The organism is Lentzea sp. NPDC058450 (assembly GCF_042721395.1).
Lineage (GTDB): Bacteria > Actinomycetota > Actinomycetes > Mycobacteriales > Pseudonocardiaceae > Lentzea.
Window position 1 is genome coordinate 35,153 of the sequence record NZ_JBHXLO010000011.1, and the last position, 20,007, is coordinate 55,159.

Genomic DNA, 20,007 nt, shown 5'->3' on the forward strand with positions numbered 1-20,007 from the left:
CCCTCGTTCGGAATCAAAGATTGGCCGGTGTTCCTGTACCTGCTGATCTCGTGCGCGAGCGTCGGTGTCGTGGCGCTCTCAGTGGTGGTGCTGCGCCGGCTGAAGAACCGGCAGGTGCGGCAGGACGAGCTGTGGTTCAAGTACCGGCAGCACATGGACGAGCTGCGGTCGGTGTCACCGGAGGCCGAGCTCGCGCAGGTCGTGCAGGTGTACCAGCGGGCCAAGCGCGGAACGAAGGCGTCGATCGTGTGGGAACGGACCGGGGTCGCGCAGGACTCGTGGTTCGAGGGGATGAACCCGAGTCCCGGCGACCTCCTGCTGCTGCGCGGCGGGCCCGGTTGGGGGCCGGACGTCAGCAGTCCCAACGTCTTCTACGTCGCGCCGGGGCAGGTGCTCTCGTCGATGACGGTGGCGGCGCAGACGGCCGCGGACCGCCATCAGTCCTTGAGCGCGCGGGCCGCCGCGAAGCAGTAGACGCCGAACGCGGCGATGCCGAGCGCCACGGCGGACAGCAGGAACATGCCGTAAGGCTGCGCTGCCAACGTTTTCAGGGCCTTGTCCATGCCGCCGGACTGCTCCGGGTCGGCGTTGATCGCGGCCAGACCGATGAGCACGCCGATCACGCCGTACGCGATGCCCTTGCCCAGCCAGCCGACCCGGCCGACGGGCTGGATCCACTTGGGCGAGCGGGACTTGTCGAGGTCCTCCTCGAACGACAGCTTCACGCCCTTGCGCGCGATGATCACCGCGATGACGATCACGGCGATGGCGACCGCTCCGACGATGAACTGACCGGCGGGCAGGGCGAGCAACTGCGCCGTGAGTTCCTTCTGCTGCTGGTTCTGGTCGCCGGGAGCACCGGAACCGGTCGCGATCTTGAACGCACCGAACGCGATACCGCCCGCACTGATGGCACGGGCACCGGCGCCCACGCGTTTCGCGATCTTCTTGTGCTTCTTCGGCATGTAGTTGAAGCCGACGCACGCCTGCAGCACCTGCCACAGGGCGAAGAACGCGAGCCCGAAACCGAGGGTCCACAGCAACCACGGACCGGCGGCGGCGATGTCGCCGAGCGCGCCCTTCGAGTCGGCCTGTTCGGAGTCGCCGAACGCGACCTGGATTGCGAGCCACGCCACCAGGACGTGCACGAACCCGTACAACACCATCCCCGCTCGACCCAGCGTCTGGACGACCGGGTGTCTCCGCGCCTCATGCGCAACAGTGGCCACGAAGGGGTGAATACCCCCGCGTGGCCACTGTTGAACCAGCTTTTGTGTCAGCCGCCGGGCGGAGGCTCACAGATGATCTTGAACTGCGGGTCGTAGCGGACCGTGCGCGACTCGCTGCGCGCCTGGCCGTTGCGACGGTCCGTGATCGTGCGGGTGTCGGTCACCGAGAAGCCGGGGGCGCCGTTGCTCGGCGCGCAGCCGGCCTTGTTGACCTTCTTCTCCTGCGGCTGCGTGGGGTTGAAGTCACCGCTGGTGGAGCCGGTGACGTCGTAGTTCTTGGTGCCCCAGAGCTTGATCGTGATCGAGGAGCCGGTCCAGATCGTCTGGATGGCGATGCCCGTGTCGTCCGGGTTCGTGAACGCGATGTCGATCAGGCTGTTGCCCGCGTTGTCCATGAACACCGTGGCCTCGCGGCCCTTCGGGTACCGGGTGATCCAGTAGCTGTGCTCCTTGTGGCCCGCGTCCTTCATGCCCGCGTAGTAGTACGCGTTGTAGAGCGTGGTCGCGAACTGCGAGATGCCGCCGCCGACCGCCATGCCGGGGATGCCGTTCTCGATGATGCCCGCCTCGACGTAGCCCTGCGCGGTGCCGCGCGGACCCGTGTACTTGTTGAGGCTGAACGTCTCCTTGGGCTTCACGATCGCGCCGTTGACCTTCTCGGCCACGACCCGGATGTTGACGCCCGAGGCGGGGGCGAAGCCACCGGTCTGGAACTCGCCGATGACCTCCTTGATGCCCATCTTGTTCGCCTGCTCGGTGGTGACCTTCGCGGGCGTGTGCTTGTACTCGAACTTGATCTCGCGGCCGTCGGTCTTCTTCACGGTGTCGAAGTACGGCTGGAGGTTCTTGTCCCAGTCGAGGTCGAGGCCGTCCACCGAGGGCTTGACGGTGGGCTTGCCACCCTCGAACACGATCTCGGCGTCCTTGCCCTCCTTGATCGAGTCCTTCAGCTGCGGCGTGACGACCTCGGCGAGCTTGTCCTTGTTGGGCGTGACCACGAGCGAGCCGTCGTCGGCGGGCGCGAACGCCAGCGTGGTGCCGATCTGCTCCGGCGTCAGCGTCGCGTCCTTGCCCTCGCCCTTGATGACGACGGGACCGGAGACGGCGGTCTTGACGATGTCGTTGAGCGCCTTCTCGACGCCCTCCTTGGTCGTCTTGACCGGCGTGAAGTCCATCGGAACGTCGACGGGGCCGCCGGACGCCCAGTTGGCGACGACGGCGTTCGTGGCGTCCTCGGTCTTGAGCTTCTGGCCCGCGTGCGGCTCGACGGCGACGGGGGTGGCGCCCTCGAACTTGATGGTGCCCTCGATCGGCTCGTGGTCGAGCTTGGGGCGCAGGGCCTCGATCGCGCCGGAGACCTTCGCGTCGTCCGCCTTCGTGGCGACACCGACCTCGCGGCTGGTGAAGAACGAGGTGACGCGCGTGAACGGGCTGAGCGGCTGGCTGCCCGCACGATCGATCGTCGCGTTCCAGTCGAGCTCCAGACCCGCCGTCTTGGGGTCGAGCTCGGCCGTGACGTCACCGGCCTTGAGCGCCACGGGCTTGTCCAGGCGCGGGCCGATCTCGTCGCGGAGCTTCTTCTCGGCCTCGGAGTGGCTCATGCCGCCGACGTCGACGCCCGCCACCGTCACGCCGCGCGGCACGTTGCCGCTCGACACGAGGATGTCGAGGCCGTAGAGCAGGCCGAAGGCGCCGACCACGGCCGCGGCCACGATCACCGCCCGCTTCCGGTTGAACTTCGGCGGGGCCTCTTCGGCGCCGGGCTCGATCATCACGGGCCCGTAGACGCCGGAGTCCTCCGGCATCTGCGGCGGCGGAACCTGCTGCGTCGGCGGCTCAGGCAGCGTCACCGGCCGCATGTACTCCGTGGCGGCCTCGCCGGCCGGGAAACCGACACCGGGCACGGCCGCGGTGATGGTCGGCTCGTTCGAGTCCGGCTCCTCAGACGGCCACGCCTCGGTCGAGGCGTCCACCTGGACCGGTGCGATCTTGGTCGTCTGCTCGGAGGACGTGCCGCCGGGACCCACCGGAGGCATCGCTCTCGTCTTGTCAGCGTCGTACGGCACAGCTCTCCCCGTTGCCCTGTCTCTCCTGAGGTGGCGTATGTGTGTAGCTATCAGGCGCAGATCACGAACCGGCGGCTCATAGGTACAGACCAGTACCGTGCTCGGTGAGCTCAGTCGCAACCGCGTGCAGATCGCGTTCCCTCATCACGAGATACGTGGTGCCGTGCACCTCGACCTCAAGCTGATCTTCCGGGTTGAACATCACCCGGTCGCCGACCTTCACGTGACGCACGCTGGTACCGACTCCGAACACATCACCCCACGCCAACCGCTTCGCCATCTGGGCCGTAGCGGGGATCACGATGCCTCCGCTGGAACGCCGCTCGCCGTCCTCCGGCGAGATGCGGACCATGACGCGGTCGTACAGCATCTGGATCTCTAGCTTGACATCAGGCACCCCGGGAGTCTACGTGGCTTGCGGACCCTCCTCGTCCATGCCGCCCATGAGCAGCGGCAGCCTGGTAGGTGCATCCGCAACCACTCGAACGGGTACCCCCCAGTCCTGCCTGGTCAGGCGGCAGACCGGGTGTTCGTCGGCCGGATCGTCACTACAACTGGCGGCCTGCGCCACGACGTGCAGCACGCCGTTCGTGACCTGATCGTTGATCCGCAACGCGCGTACCAGTTCGGTGGTCACGCCGGCGCCTTCGACGATCAGCTCGGGCGGTGAGCTGGTGATCTCCAGGCGGGTCGACGGGCCGTACCGCTCGTCCAGCTTCGTGCCGGTCGGGGGCGTGAAGATCACCGCGAGCTCGAAGCTCCCGGCCGCGATGTCGGTCGACGGGCGCCTGACCTCGTGCGCCTCGCCGTTGATGTTGACCGCGGCTTCGGCGAACCGTTCGAGCCTGTGCGCGGCGCTCGCGACCACCACGAGCTCGCCGTCGACGACGAGCGCGTCGGACGGCTCGGCGATGTCCGTGGCGATGGTGGTGAGGGTGTTGGTCGCGGGGTCGAACCGGCGGATCGCGTTGTTGTAGGTGTCGCTGATCGCCACCGAGTGGTCCTTGAGGACCGTGACGCCCAGCGGGTGCTGGAGCAGCGCCTCCTCGGCGTCGCCGTCCTTGTGCCCGAACGCGAAGAGGCCCTTGCCGACGACCGTGGTGACCTCGCCGTTCTCCAGGTACCGCAGCGCGCTGGTCTCGGAGTCGACCATCCAGAGCCGGTCGCCGTCCGCCGCGAGCCCGGACGTCTGGGCGAAGAAGGCTCCTTCGGCCGGTCCGTCGTTGATGCCCTCGACGGTCGTGCCGGCCAGCCTGCGGACCGTGTCGGTCTCCGGGTCGAAGAAGCTCAGCGTGTGGTTGCCGGCCATGGCGATGGCGACGCCGCCGTTCCACCAGGCCACGTCCCACGGGCTGGTGAGCTCGATCTTGCCGGCCGGCCCGTCCGTCTCCCCGTCCCGCCACTGCTCGCCGGTGCCCGCGAGGGTCGTGACCTCGCCGGTCTCCAGGTTCAGGCCGCGGAGGAGGTGGTTGACCGTGTCCGCGACGACCACGTCGTAGCCGTGCGTGTTCGGGACGAGCGTGAGGCCGGCGGGCTCGGAGAAGGACGGGTTCAGGCCGTCCTGGCGGCCGCGTTCGCCGGTGCCGATGCGGCGGATGACGGTCTCGCCGTCGGCCTCCAGCTCCACGATGCTGTGGTGGGCGGAGTCGCTGACCAGGATGGTGTTGCCCGGCGTGACGATCGCCTTGGCGGGGAACCGGAGCGTGGTGTTCTCCGGTTCCGGCGCCTGGTACGGCCCGCTGCCGCGGTGCAGCGTGCCCTTCTCGTCGTGCTCCTCGACGAGCTCCCTGATGATGGTCCTGAGGGCCTCGACGTGGCCTTCACCAGCGGCGACGTGCACCACGTAACCCTCGGGGTCGATGAGGGTGAGCGTCGGCCACGCCTTGACGGCGTACTGCTGCCACATGCCGAGCTCCGGGTCGTCCAGAACCGGGTGGTGCACCTCGTAGCGCTCGACGGCGGCCTTGAGCGCCTCGGGATCGGCCTCGTGCACGAACTTCGGCGAGTGCACGCCGATGGTGACGAGGACGTCCTCGAACTCCTTCTCGAGGGGCCGCAGCTCGTCGAGGACGTGCAGGCAGTTGATGCAGCAGAACGTCCAGAAGTCCAGCAGCACGATCTTGCCGCGCAGGTCCTTCAGGCCGACCTGCTCGCCGCCGGTGTTCAGCCAGGCCCGTCCGTGCAGCTCAGGGGCACGGACACGGGCACGGCGCTTCGAGGTCGTCACGGCCGTATCCAACACTGTGGACGGTCAGGCTGTTCCGGCGTCCATCAGGTGAGAAGGACGGCCTTCAGCTCGGCCACGCTCTGCCGCCACTTCTCGCTGTACTCGGTCTCGTCCCACAGTTCGGCCAGCTCGGAGTCCTTCTCCAGGACGCGGTCGAGCGCCTGGACGGCCAGCGGGCGCAGGTCCGCCGAGAAGGTCGGCATCGGCTCGTCGGGCGCGTAGGACGTGGTGATCGGGGCGCCGCCGGGCAGTTGCGCGGCGATCAGGGCGGCCGAGGCCATCACCTTGCAGGCGTAGTAGCTGTCGAGGAAGCCCTCGGTCTCGATCGTGGTGGTCAAGGCCTTGCGGATGATGGCCTCGCGCTCGGTCTGCGGGGCGTCGTCGAGCGCGCCGGAGAAGTCCGCGGCGGCGTCGTTGTCGAAGTGCCCGATGTCCCAGGTTCCCATGGCGGCGATCATGACAGTCGCCTCTGACAATTTTCGCGCTGTCAGGTTTTCGCGCTGTCACGTGCTGGTGTCGTACCTGATCGTGCCTTTGAAGACGACGTCGTCATAGGTGACGGTGAGGTCGTCGGACATGTCGCTGCCCAGGTACTGGTCGTTCTCGGGCTCGAACACCACGCCGACGTCGATCTGCGGCAGGTTCTCGCCCGGCGGTAGTTCCGCCTTGCTGCGGCAGGTCGCCGACTCCCGGTCGGTCTCGCACGTCCAGCCGTCGCCACCGGCGTTGAGGACGATGGTGTGGATGACCCCGTTGCCCTCGAAACTCGGTGAGATCTCGAACCGGATCACCGGCGCCGTCAGGGTCTCGTCACCGGCGTTGCGGAACTTCACCACGACGTCGTGCGGGTGCTGGGTCCGGTACCGGACCTGGGGCGGGTAGTAGTTCACGTAGCCCGGCCCCAGCGGGTTCAGCTCGAACCAGTCCTGTGGCCCGGGAGGAGGCTTCTCCTCCTCGGTGGTCGTCGGCACTTCCGGCGGAGGAGTCGTGACGATCGGCGCAGGTGGTGGCGCCGGCGGTGTCGAACAGGCCGCGACGAACAGCAGCAGCGAAGCCCCTAGAGCTTTCCCCATGCCCGCGACGGTAGCGGGGATCAGGTGCCGGTGTCGTAGCGGAAGATGACGCTCGGCGTCACGTCCGCCCAGTGCACGACCACGCGGGTCTGCCCGCCCTTGGTGTGCCGCATGGTCAGCGTGAGCGGCGCCCACGTGCCGCCGGGTTCCGCCACGCCGGTCGCCGTGCAGACGATGTCGCGACCGCCCTCGCACGCCCACCCGTCGCCGCCGGCGGTCAGGTCGCCCTCGCCGTCCATGTCCTCGACGACGAACCTCAGTCGCGCGTCCGACTGCGGGGTGCTGCCGGTGTTGCGCGGCGTCAGCGTGAAGTCGATGGGCTGCACGCGGTAGACGAAGCCCATCTCGTCCGGGGAGTTCTGCCACTCGCGGACGCCCTGGACGTCCGTCGTGATGTCGAACGGCTCCTGCCTGGGCGGAGTCGGCGGCATGGTGGTGGTCTCGCTCGGCTCGGTGGACGGGGGCGGCGCGGGTGCGGCCACGGAGGTGCAGGCGGCCAGCAGCAGCGTCAGTGCCGTCACCACAGCGAGCCTCATGGATCCACCCTAACGACGTCGCGCGCGGCCGGCAGATCGCGAACTTGCGGAAACGGGTCTCGCCCAGCGGGACGGCAGGAGCGAAACGCGCTGGCAGACCGCATCATGGAACTCTGGCCGCCCGCCTGAACCTTTTCGCCATGCTTGGCGTAGAGGACGCCGGGAGGTGCGTGATGGCGGAGTACCTGGTGGTCGGTGCAGGTCCGGCGGGCTTGCAGATGGGGCGGTTCCTGCACGATTCGGGGCGCGACTACCTGATCGTCGAGGCGGGACCGGAGCCGGCGAGCTTCTTCCGGAAGTTCCCGCGGCACCGCGTGCTCTCCACGGACGACAACTCGCTGTTCGACGGCGTGCCGTTCGCGCGGTACAGCAAGCGGGCCTTTCCCGGCGCGGACGACCTGGTGCGCTACCTGGAGGACTTCGCGCGGCCGTTGCACATCCGCTACAACACGAGGGTCAGCGACGTGGACGCCTTCGGGGCGCGGCACGTCATCGTGGCCACCGGGATGCGGCCTCACCTGCCCGGCATTCCCGGCGTCGAACACGCCGAGACGTACGCGACCGCCTCGACCGACCCCACCGCCTACGCGGGCAAGCGGGTGCTCATCATCGGGCGCGGGCCCAGCGCGTTCGAGACGGCCGACAACATCGCCACGACGGCACGGCTCACGCACACCGTCGGGCGGACCGTGCAGCGGATCGTCAAGGACGACAACGGTTTCATCGCCTCCATCGACGGCACCGGCGAGCTGCGCTACGACCACGTGATCGTGTGCACCGGTTTCCGGCGCGACACGACGTTGGACGGCCCCGAGGTGCACGTGCTCACCGGCGACTCGATCAAGACCATCCGCCACGCCGCGCGGGCGCTGCACCGGACGCTCGAAGCCGAACACCACGGCGTCCCGTGGCCGCACCGCCGCCTGCGCAACCGGCCGGACGCCCTGGCCGCCACCATCGCCACGCGCGCCGGCGAGATCCCGGACGGACTGGCGGACGTCGTTGTGACGCAAGGACAACACGCCCTGCTCTACGACGAGATGCCCGCCGGTGGGCGCAACGGTTTCGTCGTCACGCGCACGCAGGTCCGGCACTACCGGCGCGACGAGCTGATCGCCGTCGAACGCCGCCTGCACCGCAAGCCGCTGGAGAAGTTCTTCTCGCAGCAGCTCGCGGTGCCGTGCATCGCCTAGACCGGCAGCGTGCGCGCGAGGAACTGGGCGGAGATGTCCCACGCGCGGTCGGCGGCGGCCCGGTCGAACCAGGGCGCGAGGTGGTTGAGGAACGCGTGGCCGGCGGGCTCCAGGTGGATCTCGGCGTGGTCGTGGCCCTCGACCGCGTCCACGACCTTCTGGTAGCCGGTGATGAAGTTGTCCTCGGTGCCGAAGACGAACTGGATCGGGCACGTCACCTGGTCCAGCGTGCCGATCTGGTCGGGCACGCCCGAGCCGTAGAACGACACGGCGGTGTCGGGGTTCGACGCCGTGGCCGCGACGTAGGCGAGGGTGCCGCCGAGGCAGAAGCCGAACACGCCGACCCTGCCGGTGACCTCGGGAAGGCCGCGCAGGTACTCGACCGACTTCACGACGTCCTGGACCGCCAGCGGGAAGTCGAGGTTGCCGACGACCTCCATCGACTTCGCGATGCCCGCCTCGTCGTGGGTGCCGACCCAGCCCGGCTGGAAGCGGTGGAAGAGCTCGGGGACGGCCACGACGTAGCCGAGGGCGGCTAGCTTCTCGGCGATGCCCCGGAGGTACTCGTCCAGGCCGAAGATCTCCTGGATCAGCACGATGCCGGGGCCGGAACCGGACTCCGGCAGCCAGATCGGCAACGGCATCTCGTCAACGCGGTGAGTCATGATCCGATCCTGCCCCATGGTCATCGCCGGGTCGCGGCCTCCACCGACGTGCCGGTGAGGCGCTCGGCCTCGGCCCAGAGCCGGGCGGCCACCGCCTTGTCGCGCGCGGTCCTGGGCATCGAGGCGGGCCTGGTCGGACCGACGAGCGCCCAGCGGGGCCCGTAGTACCCGCCGGCGACCACGCCGGGGTCCGCCGTCGCGAACAGGAGCGGTTCGGTGCCCTGCTCGACGCCCTGCGAGGGCACGACCCGGTAGCCGATCCGCTCGACGAGACCGGGCTTGCCGCCGTTCAGGAACGGCCCGGTGGTCATCAGGTTGGTGCGGGTGTAACCGGGGTGCGCGCCGACCGAGAGCAGCGGCCAGCCCTTCTCGGCCGCGATGTCCGCCAGGCGCACCATCATCAGCAGGTCCGCCAGCTTGGAGTGCGAGTAGACCAGCGTGGGGCTGTACCCGCGGCGGGACTGCAGGTCGTCGAAGTCGATCCGGCCGCGGTAGGCGGCACCGCTCGCCATCGTCACGACCCTCGGCGCGGGAGCGGCCAGCAGCAGCGGCAGCAGGTGGGCGGTCAGGGCGAACGGGCCGAGGAAGTTGCTGGCCAGCTGCAGTTCGAACCCGTCGGCGGTCTCGGTCCGCGCGGGCACGTTCATCACGCCCGCGTTGTTGACCAGGACGTCCAGCGGCCGGCCCTCGGCGACCAGCCCCTCGGCGAACGCGCGCACCGACGCCTGGTCGGCCAGGTCGAGCCGGCGGACCTCCAGCACGGAGCCGGGATGCGCGGCGAGGATCTCCGCCTTCGCCTGCTCGCCCTTGGCCTCGGTGCGCACCGCGAGGACGACCTCGGCCCCGGCTCCGGCGAGGCGCTTGGCCGCCTCCTTGCCGGTCCCGCTGTTCGCGCCCGTGACGACGATGCGCTTCCCGTGCTGGTCAGGAACCTCGTACATGACAACCCCTCGTTAAGTACCGGCGGTCTCTTATGTCGCCAACATAACGGACCATCGGTCTCTTAGTAAAGGACCACCGGTCTGTAACATGCGTCGCATGACCTTCCAGAGGGCGCGGACCGACGAGCAGCGGAGCGAACGGCGGCGCCAGATCCTCGCCACCGCGGCCGCGATGCTCACGGAGGTGCCGGTCGCCGACCTGACCCTCACCGCGCTCAGCCGCCGGGTCTGCCTCGCCAAGGCCAACGTCCTGCGCTACTTCGAGTCGCGGGAGGCGGTCCTGCTCGCGCTGCTGGAGGCGGAGGTCGCGGACTGGATCACCGAACTGAGGTCCACGGAGGTTCCCGACGGCTCCGCACAGGAGCGCGGTGACCGGCTCGCCGCACTCCTGGCCACCTCGCTGGCCGCCCGCCCGGTGCTGTGCGAACTGATCAGCGCCCAGTCGACGGTGCTGGAGCGCAACATCTCCGCGGAGACCGCGTTGCAGCACAAACGCGCCGTCCACGGCTACCTGGGGACGCTCGTCGAAGTCTGCGGCCGGCACCTGCCCGAACTGGGCGACGAGGACGCCGCCGAGCTGATGCGGACGGTCATGCTGGTCGCGGTCGCGGCCTGGCCGGGCAGCCGTCCGCCGCAGGCCGTTCTCGACGCGTACGCAGCGGATCCGGCCCTGGCCGTGATGTGCATCGACTTCGCCGACGTCGTGCGCCGCACCACCGAGGTGACCGCTTCGGGTCTTCTCGCCCGCGAGCACCAGCCCCGATAATCGGGCGATGATCAGGCTGATCGCGACCGACCTCGACGGGACGCTGCTGCAACCGGGCGGTGTGCTGAGCGACCGCACCCGCGCCACGCTCCACGCCGTCGACGCCGACGTGGTGGTGGTGACGGCGCGACCGCCGCGGTTCGTGCAGGACCTCGACCTCACCGGGACCGCGATCTGTTCCAACGGGGCCATGATCTACGACCTGACCAACCGCGAGGTCACGCACGCGCAGACGGTGCCGTTCGACGTCGTGCGGAAGGTGGCCGAGGCGTTGGCCGAGGTGATCCCGAACGTCGGCATCGCGGTCGAGACCGGGATGGAAGTGTTGTGCGAGCCCGGTTTCCAGGGTTTCGGACCCAACAATCCACACAGGACACTGGAGTTGCTCGACCACGTCTACGAGGAGGCGTCGCAGGTCGTGCAGATGCTGGCCTGGGCGCCGGACGGCGAGTCGGACCACATGATGGAGGTCGCGCGCGAGGCCGTCGGGCAGCACGTGTCCGTCACGCACTCCGGTGGGCTCGGGTTGCTGGAGATCAGCCCGCCCGGGGTGTCGAAGGCGGCGACGCTGGAATCCCTGTGCAGCACCAGGGGAATCCACCAGAGCGAGGTCATCGCGTTCGGGGACATGCCGAACGACCTGTCGGTGCTCGGGTGGGCCGGGACGGCTTATGCGATGGGCAACGCGCACCCCGTCGTGAAGAGTGCGTGCAGCAACCACGCGCCGCCCAACACCGAGGACGGGGTGGCGCAGGTGCTCGAAAGGCTCTTCCGGCTCTAGCGGCGCGGAACGGAGGTCGGGCCCGCCACGTCGGCGCCCAGCGCCACCACCCGCGCACGCAACTCGCGGTCCGCTGTCACGACGGTCACCTGGCGGTCCGCGCCCTCGGTGCGGACCACCTCGACGATCGTGTCGTCGCCGTCGCCAGGGGCGGAGACGACACGGACGTCGGGAATCGAAGAAACGTTGCGCGCCTTGCCTTCCACCACGAGGACCACTTCCTCGTCGCGGCCCTGCAAGGCGTCGCGGAGGCGTTCGGCCGCGCCCGCCCTGTCGCGCCACCACCCGTCCGGGACCGAACCCACGACGTTGGCTGCGTCGACCACGAGCAACGGCTTCACGCCTCCAGCGTGCCTCAGCCTCGGCGCGCCCGCAGTGCTTCGAGGGAGTCAGGGCCCTCGTCGACCGACTGCGTCAGAGCAGCAGCAGGAGAGGAAACGCCTGCCCAGCGCAGGACGGCGGCGGTGGCTGCGGCACGGTCGGCTTCCGGGAGACGCGCGATGTTCGCGCCGTGGTTGCCCGCCGGGACGGTGAACGACAGCGAGTCGCGGGTGCCGCGGCCCAGCACGAACGGCTCCGCGCTCCACGGATCGTTCTCGCCGTTCACGAACAGCAGTCGCGAGCCCTGGTAGCGCACCCAGCGGTCGATGTCGGCCATGGCGTGCCTGTCGAAGCGCGGGAACTTGACCGAGGCCGGGACCATCGTGCGCGGCACGCTGGAACCGGGGTAGCGCAACAGGTCGCGCACCGCGGACTCGTCGGCCTCGGGCCAGCCCAGCTGCGTTCCCGCCTGGTAGTAGTAGGTGTCGTACGGCGCCACGCCCGCGTCGGTGTAGAAGTCGAAGCCCACGGTGGCGTCGATGAACTTCCAGAGGTCGTCCACGGACGCGCCGGCGCCCGGCACGAGCGCGCACTGGGACTGCGTGCCGTACTGCCAGAACGTGAACGGCGTGTCGAGCACCAGGACTTCCAGCGCGCGGTGGGCGTTGCCGAACTGCTTGTAGGTGTAGCCCTTGGCCTCCAGGCGCGCCACGAACTCGTCGCGGTGCTCCAGGATCTGGCGTTGGACGCCCTCCAAGCGGCGGTTGCACGACGGGTCGTCGCCGACCTCCCGGATGAACTTCCCGTAGACGTCACGGTCGTTCACCACGTCGTTCGGCGCCACGTACGCGATGGTCGCGTCGACGTCGCGTGGGAAGAACCGGCGGTGGTAGATCGACGTCATGCCGCCCTTGCTGGCACCCGTCGAGAGCCACTTCGCCCCGTAGATCTTCTTGAACGCCTGGACGATCTTGTGGTGGTCGTTGGCCGCCTGCCAGATGTTCAGGTCGTCCCAGTCGGCGGGCGCGGGCCGCGACGGCGAGAAGAACCGCTGCTCGACGCTGATCTGGTTGCCGTCGACGAGCCGCGCGGGCTCGGACGGGCTGACCGAGCCGGACAGGTTGTAGCCGGTGGTGTGCAGCACCATCGGCTTGGACTCTGCCTTGTGCAGCAGGGAGAAGCGCTGCTCGAACCTCTGCCCGCGCGGCTTGCGGTGGTCGGCGGGCTGCTGGATGCCGAGGACGAACGTCCGCGCGGTGCCGGACGTCCCCTCGCTGATGATCCGCACGCCGGGGATGGCGGCGATGCGGTCCTTGATGTCGGGGGCGGCGGAGACGACTGCGGCGGTGGCCACGACCTGCGCCGATGCCAGGCCGAACGCCAGCAGGGAGCGTGCGAGTCTGTTCACCAGCCCACGCTATTGAGCCCGCACGCCCCGCCGGACCCGCCGTTAGTCGGGCTTATTCGTAGCTGGCGAAGTAAGACGCGGCCATGTCCTTGTCGCCGTGACCACCGTCGACCGCGCGCTGCAGACGTTCGGCGGACGCCTGGGCGACGTCCAGGCGCACCTGTGCCCGTTCCGCCGCCTCACCGACGAGCCGGGCGTCCTTCAGCGCGTTCTCCACGGTGAACGCCGGGTCGAACGAGCGGGCGATGATCGCGCCGCCCTTCATCTGCAGGTATGGCGTGTCGATCGCGCCACCGGACACGGCGTCCAGGAACAGCTGGGGGTCGAGCCCGGAGGCCTCCGCGAGCGACACGGCCTCGCCGACGGCGGCGGTCAGCGCGAGCACCCAGCTGTTCGCGACGAGCTTCAGGCGGGACGACTGGCCGGCCTCGCCGACCCACATCGTGCGTGCGCCGATGACGTCGAAAACGGTCTGCACGCGCGCACGGAGCTCTTCCGCACCGGACGCGAGCACGACGAGCTTGCCCTCGGCCGCGGGCTTGGTGCTGCCGAGCACCGGCGCGTCGACGAACTCCAGCCCGAGCGACCGGGCGAGTGCGATGTGGTCCTCCGTCGCGTCGACACCGACCGTGGACGCCTGCACCCACACCGCGTCGTGCGGCAGTGACGGCGCGGCGGCCTGCATGGTGGTGGTGACGGTCGGACCGTCGTTCAGGACCGTCAGCACGATCTCGACGCCTTCGACGGCCTCGGCGGGCGTGTCGACCACGACGGCGCCCTGAGCGGCGAGCGGTTCGGCTTTGGCGCGCGTGCGGTTCCAGACCCGGACGTCGTGTCCGGCCGCGGCGAGGTTGGCTGCGATGGGGGCACCCATGAGGCCGGTGCCGAGCACGGCGATCTTCATGTCCCCCAGCAAACAAGAAACCTCGCGGTGCTGCCAGGTCGGGGGTCCGACAGCACCGCGAGGTCAACAGTGACATCGGCGGACCGACGTGCGCTGTTACAACGCCATCATACTGTGGCGTGGATCACGTTTAACAGAATGAAACCCCCCTGGAGCGCGGGAGGTGCTCCAGGGGGTTCCCGTAGGGAGGCACTCGCTAGCGGGGCGCCGCGCGAGTGCCGGGTCAGAAAGTCAGCGCAGGGTGGTGACCTGAGCCTGGGCGATGGCCATCAGCTCGTGACGCATGGACGGGGTGGTCGCCATGTCGATCGCGCGAGCCACGGCCTTCCGGTTGCGCGCCTCGGCACGACGGGCGCGGAGCTTCGCTGCGAAGTTCATCTCGGTCTGCACTTCCCTCTGTGAGGTCTGTTTGGTTGGTAACCCAAGTATGCACCTACGCGCGCGTGAAAGCACGCGATTATCCGGTGAGTTGGGGCACACGCCGATGAATCATCGGCTGACAACGTGGACAGCCGGACAACCGTAGGTGTCCGCCGTCACTCCTCACGACCGAGCAGGAACCGTCCGAAGTGCGGCACGGTGAAGGCGATCTGACCCCGTTCCGCGCTGTAGACCAGGCCTTTCTTGATGAGCGAGTCCCGTGCGGGCGACAGCGACGACGGCTTGCGCTTGAGGTGCTCGGCCACCTGGGCGGTGTTGACGCCCGCATCCTTTCCGTCGGTCAACTCGGCCATCGACCGGAGATACTCGCGTTCAGCGGGCGTTGCACGCTCGTATCGGGAGCCGAAGAAGCCCACGGCCAGCTCGGCGTCGGCCTCCGGAGCGGCCACGGAGACGTCCAGCGCGGTGATCGGATCGGCCGGGGCGGCGTCCCAGGCGGCCTTGCCGTAGGCCTGGATGAAGTACGGGTAGCCCCCGGAGGCGTCGAAGAGGGCGTCCAGCGCCTCGTCGGTGATGCCCGCGTCCTCGCGTTCGACCGGGGCGAGCACGGCGCGGTCGGCGTCCTCGCGGCTGAGCCGGTCGATGCGGACGTAGCGGAAGAGGCGTTCCGAGTACGACTTGCTGGCGGACAGCACCGCGGGCAGGTGCGGCAGCCCCGCGCCGACGACGACCAGCGGCGCGCCGATCTGCGAGAGCTCGTGGCAGGCCGCGCACAACGCGCTGATGTCGTCCGGCTTGAGGTCCTGCATCTCGTCGATGAGCAGCGCCACGCCCGTGCCGACGTCCTGCGCGAGCTCCGCGACGTCGGTGAACAGCTCGACGAGGTCGATCTCGATGTCGCCGGAGTCGGCGCGGCCGGACGCGGCGGGCACGTCGATGCCGGGCTGCCAGCGCTCGCGCAGCTTGGCGCCGTCCGGGGCGGCCCGCAGCGCGAACGCCTTGAGGATGCCGAGGATGGCCTCGACGCGGTCCGGCGCGCGGTGGCGGACGGCGAGGTCGCGGATCGCCCGATGCAGCGCGGCGGACAGCGGCCTGCGGAGATCGGCGTCCGGCCTGGCCTCGACCTTGCCCGCGCCCCAGCCGCGTTTCACGGCCATCGACCGCAGCTCGCCGAGCAGCACGGTCTTGCCCACGCCCCGCAGCCCCGTCAGCACGAGGCTGCGCTCGGGACGGCCGCGGGCCACGCGTTCGAGCACCACCTCGAACGCGCCGACCTCCTTGTCCCGGCCGGCGAGCTCAGGAGGCCGCTGGCCTGCACCGGGAGCGAACGGGTTGCGCACCGGGTCCATGGCTCGCACCGTATCCGCGTTTCTAGGGCGTGCCGTAGAGACGCGCAGACATCCTTCGAAGTGCGGCCGGATGCCGCTCTCTACATTTATCTAGTGATTGAGCAATAGAAGCTGATAGTTGCAGATGGAGTGGTCTCGCGGTTGGCTGGCTCACGTGGCTGAAGTCGTGACGAAGGGGACAGGCGAGGTCGAGCGCACCGCCGACCGCGCACAGGTCGACGTGACGTTCGGGGCGCTCGGCGCCGAACGCTCCGAGGCGGTGAGCACGCTCAACCAGCGCATTTCCGTCGTCGAACCGCTGCTCGAGGAGTTCGAGGTGCGGTCGCGGCAGCTGTCCGCGCACGACAACTGGGACAACAACCAGCGCGTCGGCAGCCGCGCGCAGCAGCAGTACGTGATCTGGGTGAAGGACCTGGACCGCCTCGACGGACTGCTGGCCGCGCTGGTGCAGGCCGAGCCGTCGTGGATCAACGGTCCGTCGTGGGCCCTGGTCGACGACACCGAGGCGATCCGCGAGGCCCAGCGCGAGGCCGTGGCCGATGCGCTGCGCCGGGCCGAGGGGTACGCGTCGGCGCTGGGGCGGCGGCTCGGGCCGTTGCTGCGGATCGGCGACACCGAGGGCGGGTCGCACTACTCGCCGCGGATGATGAGCGGGGCGGCGTCGTTCGAGATGGCCGGGCCGGCCGGGATGGTCGACCAGCTGAACCTGAAGGCGCAGCAGATCACCGTGTCCGCCACGTGCACGGCCGCCTGGTCGTTGCTCGACTGATGGAGACGGCGCTGGTGTTGGGGATCGGCGGGGCCGTCCTGCTGTTCCTGGCGGTGTTCACGACCATCGTGCTGCTCGGGCGGCGGGCTCGGCGCGGGCGGCGCGAGGGCCGGTACCAGTACCGGGCGAAGCCGAACGGCACCTACGACAACTCGTCGGCCTCGTCGTCGGGCATGTGATCGCAGGCTCCCTCAGCGACTCGCTATCGTCGTTCCGCAGCAGTGATCGCTACGGAACTCGGGGGTATGCGCTGTGCCTTTTGGGCGTATTGGCACTCACCACGTCCTTGGCGTTGCGACGGTGGCCCTCCTCATCGCCGGTTGCAGTGCCGAGCGCGTGGAGACGCCGACCTTCGACTCGACCTCGACGCCGGTCTCCCCGCCGTCTGCTCCGGTGAAGTACCCGGCCGAGGTGCTGAGGAGTTGCCAGGACATCAGGCAGCGGGTGGGTGCGGATCTGCCTGCCTCCGAACCGGACGACGACTCGCCCGCAGGTGCCCAGCCGGCAGCGAAGACCTGCCTGTTCAAGGCAGCCGAGCAGACGATCACGTTCGCCATCAAGTCGTGGAGGAGCACGGACGCCACCGGTGTCGTGTCCGGAAACGACCACGCGAAGAGTTACTTCACAGACCGCACAGCCGGGTGGGACGAGGAAGGCGCAGGCATCGGTTCGATCGCACGCTGGCGAGAAGCGCGAGACTCGGCCTGTGCGATGGAGGCGCTCGACGAGAACGCCGTGCTGACGGTCGCGCAGACCGGCGTCGGGGGCGAGCAGTGCCGGACGTCTGTGCGTGCACTGGCGAAGAAGTTCTACTCCGCCGTGCAGCCGTAGTCAGTGGCCGTTGAGCGACTCCACGGTGTGGTGCAGGGCTGCGGCGTCGCGGTCGTCCGGCCGCGCCTTCCGCCAGTTGGTGAGCCACTCGGCGCGGCGGCGGGCCGCGGCGGCGAGGGTCAGCAGGATGTAGGCGCGGCGTTCCCACTCCCTGGCTGACCTCATCGCGTCTGCTGCCGGGCCCCACTCGTCGCGCAAGGTGCCCATCAGCGCGCGTGCGAGTATCGGATCTCTGACGGGATCAACCTGCAGGTCCTGCATCCCACCCCCAGTGTCGCGGTGAAACGACACTCTGAGTGTGCATGAGGGACCGTCTACTTCGGCAAGCCTTACTCCGCCGCGTACCGCCAGAAATCGCGCATGATCGGGGTCGGGGTGGGACTCGTCATCGCCGTGCGGGTGAGCAGGACGGTGATCGTGCCGGTGGCCGGGATGACGTGCGCCGCCGTGCCGGAACCTCCCACCCAGCCGTAGCGACCGGGGACGTTCCACGGGTCGCGCCGCGCGATGTCGACGCTGCCGCCCCAGCCCCAGCCCTGTCCTTCGAGGAAGATCTCGGCTGCTTCGCGCTCCGCGGCGGAGGTCGTGTCCGTGGCCAGCTGCGGCAGCAGGTCGCCGGTGAGCAGGTGGCGGTGGAACGCCAGCAGGTCGTCCACTGTGGACTGGAGGCCTCCTGCTCCGGACGGGAGGACGTCGCTGACGAAGCTCGTGCCGGTCATGCCCAGTGGCGTGTAGAAGCGGTCGGCGAGGAACGTCGGGAGTGAGCCGGTGGCGCGGTCGATCAGGACGCCCAGGACGTCGTACGCCGTGTTGTAGACCCAGCCCTCGCCCGGCTGGTGCAGCAGCGGGACCGTGGCCAGGCGCTTCAGCCACTCGTCCGGGGCCGGGAGGTCGGGGCGGCCGTGCAGGTGGGCCTCTTCGAATAGCTTCGCGGTGGCGGGCAACGAGAAGTCGGCCGTGAAGCCCCAGCCGGAACGGGACGTCAGCAGGTGGCGGACGGTGATCGGGCGGACGGCCGGGACCACGTCGTCGATCTCGCTGGTCAGCGTGCGCACGACCTGCGGGCTGTCCAGTTCGGGGAGCCAGCGGACGATCGGGTCGTCCAGGCCGATGTCGCCGTCGCGGACCAGCAGTGCGGCGGCGGTGGCGACGATCGGCTTGGTGATCGAGGCGATCGGGAAGACCGCGTCCCTGGACTCGCCGACCGCCGCGAACTCGACGTCGCCGCCGCGCGCGATCAGGGCGGCCGAGGCCGGGACGGTGTCGCGGTGGGACTCCAGCAGTGCCTGCAAGGTCATGGTCGCCATCCTTCTCCGGAACGGGTTCGGAAGGGTGGACCTCGCAGGCCGCCGGAACTCATCGCTCCAGGATGGCCGTGATGCCCTGACCTCCTGCGGCGCAGATGGACACGAAGCCGCGCCCGCTCCCCTTCTGGTGCAACAGCTTCGCCAGGGTCGCCACGATCCGGGCGCCGGTGGCGGCGAACGGGTGGCCTGCGGCGAGCGACGAGCCGTTGACGTTCAGCTTGGACCTGTCGATCTCGCCGAGCTCCTTCTCCCAGGCCTTCAACGTCGCCAGGACCTGCGAGGCGAACGCCTCGTGCACCTCGTAGAAGTCGAAGTCCTGCAACGTGAGGCCCGCCTTGTCGAGCATGCGCGGCGCGGCGTGCACCGGGGCCATCAGCAGGCCCTCGTCGCCGTGCACGTAGTCGACGGCGGCGGTCTCGGCGAACGTCAGGTAGGCGAGGACCGGGAGGTTGCGGGCCGCGGCCCACTCCTCGGTGGCGAGCAGGACCGCGGAGGCGCCGTCGGAGAGCGGGGTCGAGTTGCCGGCGGTCATCGTGTCGCCGAAGACCGGCTTCAGCTTGGCGAGCTTCTCGGCGGTGCTGTCCGGGCGGAGGTTCTGGTCGCGGGTCAGGCCCAGGTACGGGGTGACGAGGTCGTCGAAGAAGCCCTCGTCGTAGGCGCGCGCGAGGTTCTGGTGGCTGCGGGCGGTCAGTTCGTCCTGGGACTCGCGGGTGATCTCGTACTGCGCCGCGGTGACGGCCGCGTGCTCGCCCATGGACATGCCGGTGCGCGGTTCGCCGTTGCGCGGCAGGTGCGGGACGACGTGACTCGGGCGCAGTTTCGCGATCACGCTGACCTTGCGGGTGCGGTTGAACTCCAGCAGGAGCTTGCGGAAGTTCTCGTTCACGCCGATCGGGGCGTCGCTGGTGGTGTCGACGCCGCCCGCGATGCCTGCCTCGATCTGGCCGAGCGCGATCTTGTTGGCCACGGCGATGATCGCCTGCAGGCCGGTGCCGCACGCCTGTTGGAGGTCGTACGCGGGGGTCTCGGGGCTGAGCCTGCTGCCGAGGACCGACTCGCGGACGAGGTTGAAGTCGCGCGAGTGCTTGAGGACGGCGCCCGCGACCACCTCGCCGAGCCGTTCGCCCTGCAGGCCGAAGCGGCTGACCAGGCCGTCCAGCACCGCCGTGAACATGTCCTGGTTCGAGGCGGTGGCGTACGGGCCGTTCGAGCGGGCGAACGGGATGCGGTTGCCGCCGATGATCGCTACGCGCATGCCGT

At 69.4% G+C, this 20,007-nt stretch carries 24 protein-coding genes; 7 read left to right on the plus strand and 17 right to left on the minus strand.

Annotation, left to right across the window (positions count from 1 at the left end; genetic code table 11):
* Positions 1-27: 27 nt before the first annotated feature.
* Positions 28-474, plus strand: a complete 447-nt coding sequence (locus tag ACFWNN_RS18815) for a hypothetical protein (RefSeq protein ID WP_382441191.1) — start codon at positions 28-30, stop codon at positions 472-474.
* Here the strand turns inward: ACFWNN_RS18815 and ACFWNN_RS18820 are convergent.
* The 7 genes from ACFWNN_RS18820 to ACFWNN_RS18850 form a co-directional block, all read right to left on the minus strand.
* Positions 438-1,229 carry a DUF1206 domain-containing protein gene (locus tag ACFWNN_RS18820; RefSeq protein WP_382441192.1) on the minus strand — a complete coding sequence of 264 codons (792 nt, stop codon included), beginning with the start codon at positions 1,227-1,229 and terminating at the stop codon, positions 438-440. The genes ACFWNN_RS18815 and ACFWNN_RS18820 overlap by 37 nt on opposite strands.
* A 47-nt stretch (positions 1,230-1,276) precedes the next feature.
* The gene (locus tag ACFWNN_RS18825) at positions 1,277-3,088 is read right to left on the minus strand and encodes a VanW family protein (RefSeq protein WP_382441365.1); all 1,812 of its coding nucleotides are present in this window, start codon (positions 3,086-3,088) and stop codon (positions 1,277-1,279) included.
* A 283-nt stretch (positions 3,089-3,371) separates the two neighbouring features.
* Positions 3,372-3,665, minus strand: coding sequence for a co-chaperone GroES (locus tag ACFWNN_RS18830; RefSeq protein WP_084401587.1), 294 nt, complete (start codon positions 3,663-3,665; stop codon positions 3,372-3,374).
* A gap of 36 nt (positions 3,666-3,701) precedes the next feature.
* Positions 3,702-5,522: an NHL domain-containing thioredoxin family protein gene (locus ACFWNN_RS18835; protein ID WP_382441193.1), complete on the minus strand. Its 1,821-nt coding sequence runs from the start codon at positions 5,520-5,522 to the stop codon at positions 3,702-3,704.
* 44 nt (positions 5,523-5,566) lie between these two features.
* Positions 5,567-5,968 (minus strand): DUF4259 domain-containing protein, encoded by a 402-nt coding sequence (locus ACFWNN_RS18840; protein ID WP_382441194.1) that lies wholly within the window; start codon positions 5,966-5,968, stop codon positions 5,567-5,569.
* 57 nt (positions 5,969-6,025) lie between these two features.
* Positions 6,026-6,595, minus strand: a complete 570-nt coding sequence (locus tag ACFWNN_RS18845; RefSeq protein ID WP_382441195.1) for a hypothetical protein — start codon at positions 6,593-6,595, stop codon at positions 6,026-6,028.
* Between the two features lie 20 nt (positions 6,596-6,615).
* Positions 6,616-7,131: a hypothetical protein gene (locus ACFWNN_RS18850; RefSeq protein WP_382441196.1), complete on the minus strand. Its 516-nt coding sequence runs from the start codon at positions 7,129-7,131 to the stop codon at positions 6,616-6,618.
* A gap of 140 nt (positions 7,132-7,271) precedes the next feature.
* Here ACFWNN_RS18850 and ACFWNN_RS18855 point away from each other — a divergent pair, with 140 nt between their 5' ends.
* On the plus strand, positions 7,272-8,324 hold the full coding sequence (locus ACFWNN_RS18855) for an NAD(P)-binding domain-containing protein (protein ID WP_382441197.1): 1,053 nt from the start codon (positions 7,272-7,274) through the stop codon (positions 8,322-8,324).
* Here ACFWNN_RS18855 and ACFWNN_RS18860 read toward each other — a convergent pair.
* Entirely contained in the window at positions 8,321-8,989 is a 669-nt protein-coding gene (locus tag ACFWNN_RS18860) for a dienelactone hydrolase family protein (RefSeq protein WP_382441198.1), read from the minus strand. The genes ACFWNN_RS18855 and ACFWNN_RS18860 overlap by 4 nt on opposite strands.
* A gap of 20 nt (positions 8,990-9,009) precedes the next feature.
* Positions 9,010-9,930 (minus strand): SDR family oxidoreductase, encoded by a 921-nt coding sequence (locus ACFWNN_RS18865; RefSeq protein ID WP_382441199.1) that lies wholly within the window; start codon positions 9,928-9,930, stop codon positions 9,010-9,012.
* A gap of 97 nt (positions 9,931-10,027) precedes the next feature.
* On the opposite strand from ACFWNN_RS18865, the gene ACFWNN_RS18870 reads away from it, so the two are divergent.
* On the plus strand, positions 10,028-10,696 hold the full coding sequence (locus ACFWNN_RS18870; RefSeq protein ID WP_382441200.1) for a TetR/AcrR family transcriptional regulator: 669 nt from the start codon (positions 10,028-10,030) through the stop codon (positions 10,694-10,696).
* Positions 10,697-10,703: 7 nt separating this feature from the next.
* The gene (locus tag ACFWNN_RS18875; protein WP_382441201.1) at positions 10,704-11,477 is read left to right on the plus strand and encodes an HAD family hydrolase; all 774 of its coding nucleotides are present in this window, start codon (positions 10,704-10,706) and stop codon (positions 11,475-11,477) included.
* Here the strand turns inward: ACFWNN_RS18875 and ACFWNN_RS18880 are convergent.
* The 5 genes from ACFWNN_RS18880 to ACFWNN_RS18900 all read right to left on the minus strand — a co-directional run bounded on the left by ACFWNN_RS18880 (position 11,474) and on the right by ACFWNN_RS18900 (position 15,840).
* Complete coding sequence (locus tag ACFWNN_RS18880) at positions 11,474-11,818, minus strand: NTP pyrophosphohydrolase (RefSeq protein WP_382441202.1); 345 nt, start codon at positions 11,816-11,818, stop codon at positions 11,474-11,476. The two genes, ACFWNN_RS18875 and ACFWNN_RS18880, sit on opposite strands and share 4 nt — an antisense overlap.
* A gap of 14 nt (positions 11,819-11,832) precedes the next feature.
* Positions 11,833-13,206 (minus strand): S28 family serine protease, encoded by a 1,374-nt coding sequence (locus ACFWNN_RS18885; protein WP_382441203.1) that lies wholly within the window; start codon positions 13,204-13,206, stop codon positions 11,833-11,835.
* Positions 13,207-13,258: 52 nt separating this feature from the next.
* Positions 13,259-14,110 carry an NAD(P)-dependent oxidoreductase gene (locus tag ACFWNN_RS18890; protein WP_382441204.1) on the minus strand — a complete coding sequence of 284 codons (852 nt, stop codon included), beginning with the start codon at positions 14,108-14,110 and terminating at the stop codon, positions 13,259-13,261.
* Positions 14,111-14,341: 231 nt separating this feature from the next.
* Positions 14,342-14,488: a hypothetical protein gene (locus tag ACFWNN_RS18895; protein ID WP_169746017.1), complete on the minus strand. Its 147-nt coding sequence runs from the start codon at positions 14,486-14,488 to the stop codon at positions 14,342-14,344.
* Positions 14,489-14,646: 158 nt separating this feature from the next.
* A complete protein-coding gene (locus ACFWNN_RS18900; RefSeq protein ID WP_382441205.1) occupies positions 14,647-15,840 on the minus strand; it encodes an AAA family ATPase in 1,194 nt (397 codons plus the stop codon).
* A 154-nt stretch (positions 15,841-15,994) separates the two neighbouring features.
* Here ACFWNN_RS18900 and ACFWNN_RS18905 point away from each other — a divergent pair, with 154 nt between their 5' ends.
* The 3 genes from ACFWNN_RS18905 to ACFWNN_RS18915 all read left to right on the plus strand — a co-directional run bounded on the left by ACFWNN_RS18905 (position 15,995) and on the right by ACFWNN_RS18915 (position 17,440).
* A complete protein-coding gene (locus ACFWNN_RS18905) occupies positions 15,995-16,609 on the plus strand; it encodes an SIMPL domain-containing protein (protein WP_382441206.1) in 615 nt (204 codons plus the stop codon).
* The gene (locus ACFWNN_RS18910) at positions 16,609-16,788 is read left to right on the plus strand and encodes a hypothetical protein (protein WP_382441207.1); all 180 of its coding nucleotides are present in this window, start codon (positions 16,609-16,611) and stop codon (positions 16,786-16,788) included. Before ACFWNN_RS18905 ends, ACFWNN_RS18910 begins: the two co-directional genes overlap by 1 nt.
* A gap of 121 nt (positions 16,789-16,909) precedes the next feature.
* Entirely contained in the window at positions 16,910-17,440 is a 531-nt protein-coding gene (locus ACFWNN_RS18915; protein WP_382441208.1) for a hypothetical protein, read from the plus strand.
* On the opposite strand, the gene ACFWNN_RS18920 is transcribed toward ACFWNN_RS18915, so the two are convergent.
* From ACFWNN_RS18920 to ACFWNN_RS18930, 3 genes are all read right to left on the minus strand, one after another.
* Positions 17,441-17,605 carry a hypothetical protein gene (locus ACFWNN_RS18920; RefSeq protein ID WP_382441209.1) on the minus strand — a complete coding sequence of 55 codons (165 nt, stop codon included), beginning with the start codon at positions 17,603-17,605 and terminating at the stop codon, positions 17,441-17,443.
* A 164-nt stretch (positions 17,606-17,769) separates the two neighbouring features.
* Positions 17,770-18,738 carry a serine hydrolase domain-containing protein gene (locus tag ACFWNN_RS18925; protein WP_382441210.1) on the minus strand — a complete coding sequence of 323 codons (969 nt, stop codon included), beginning with the start codon at positions 18,736-18,738 and terminating at the stop codon, positions 17,770-17,772.
* A gap of 58 nt (positions 18,739-18,796) precedes the next feature.
* Positions 18,797-20,002, minus strand: a complete 1,206-nt coding sequence (locus ACFWNN_RS18930) for an acetyl-CoA C-acetyltransferase (protein WP_382441211.1) — start codon at positions 20,000-20,002, stop codon at positions 18,797-18,799.
* Positions 20,003-20,007: the final 5 nt, after the last annotated feature.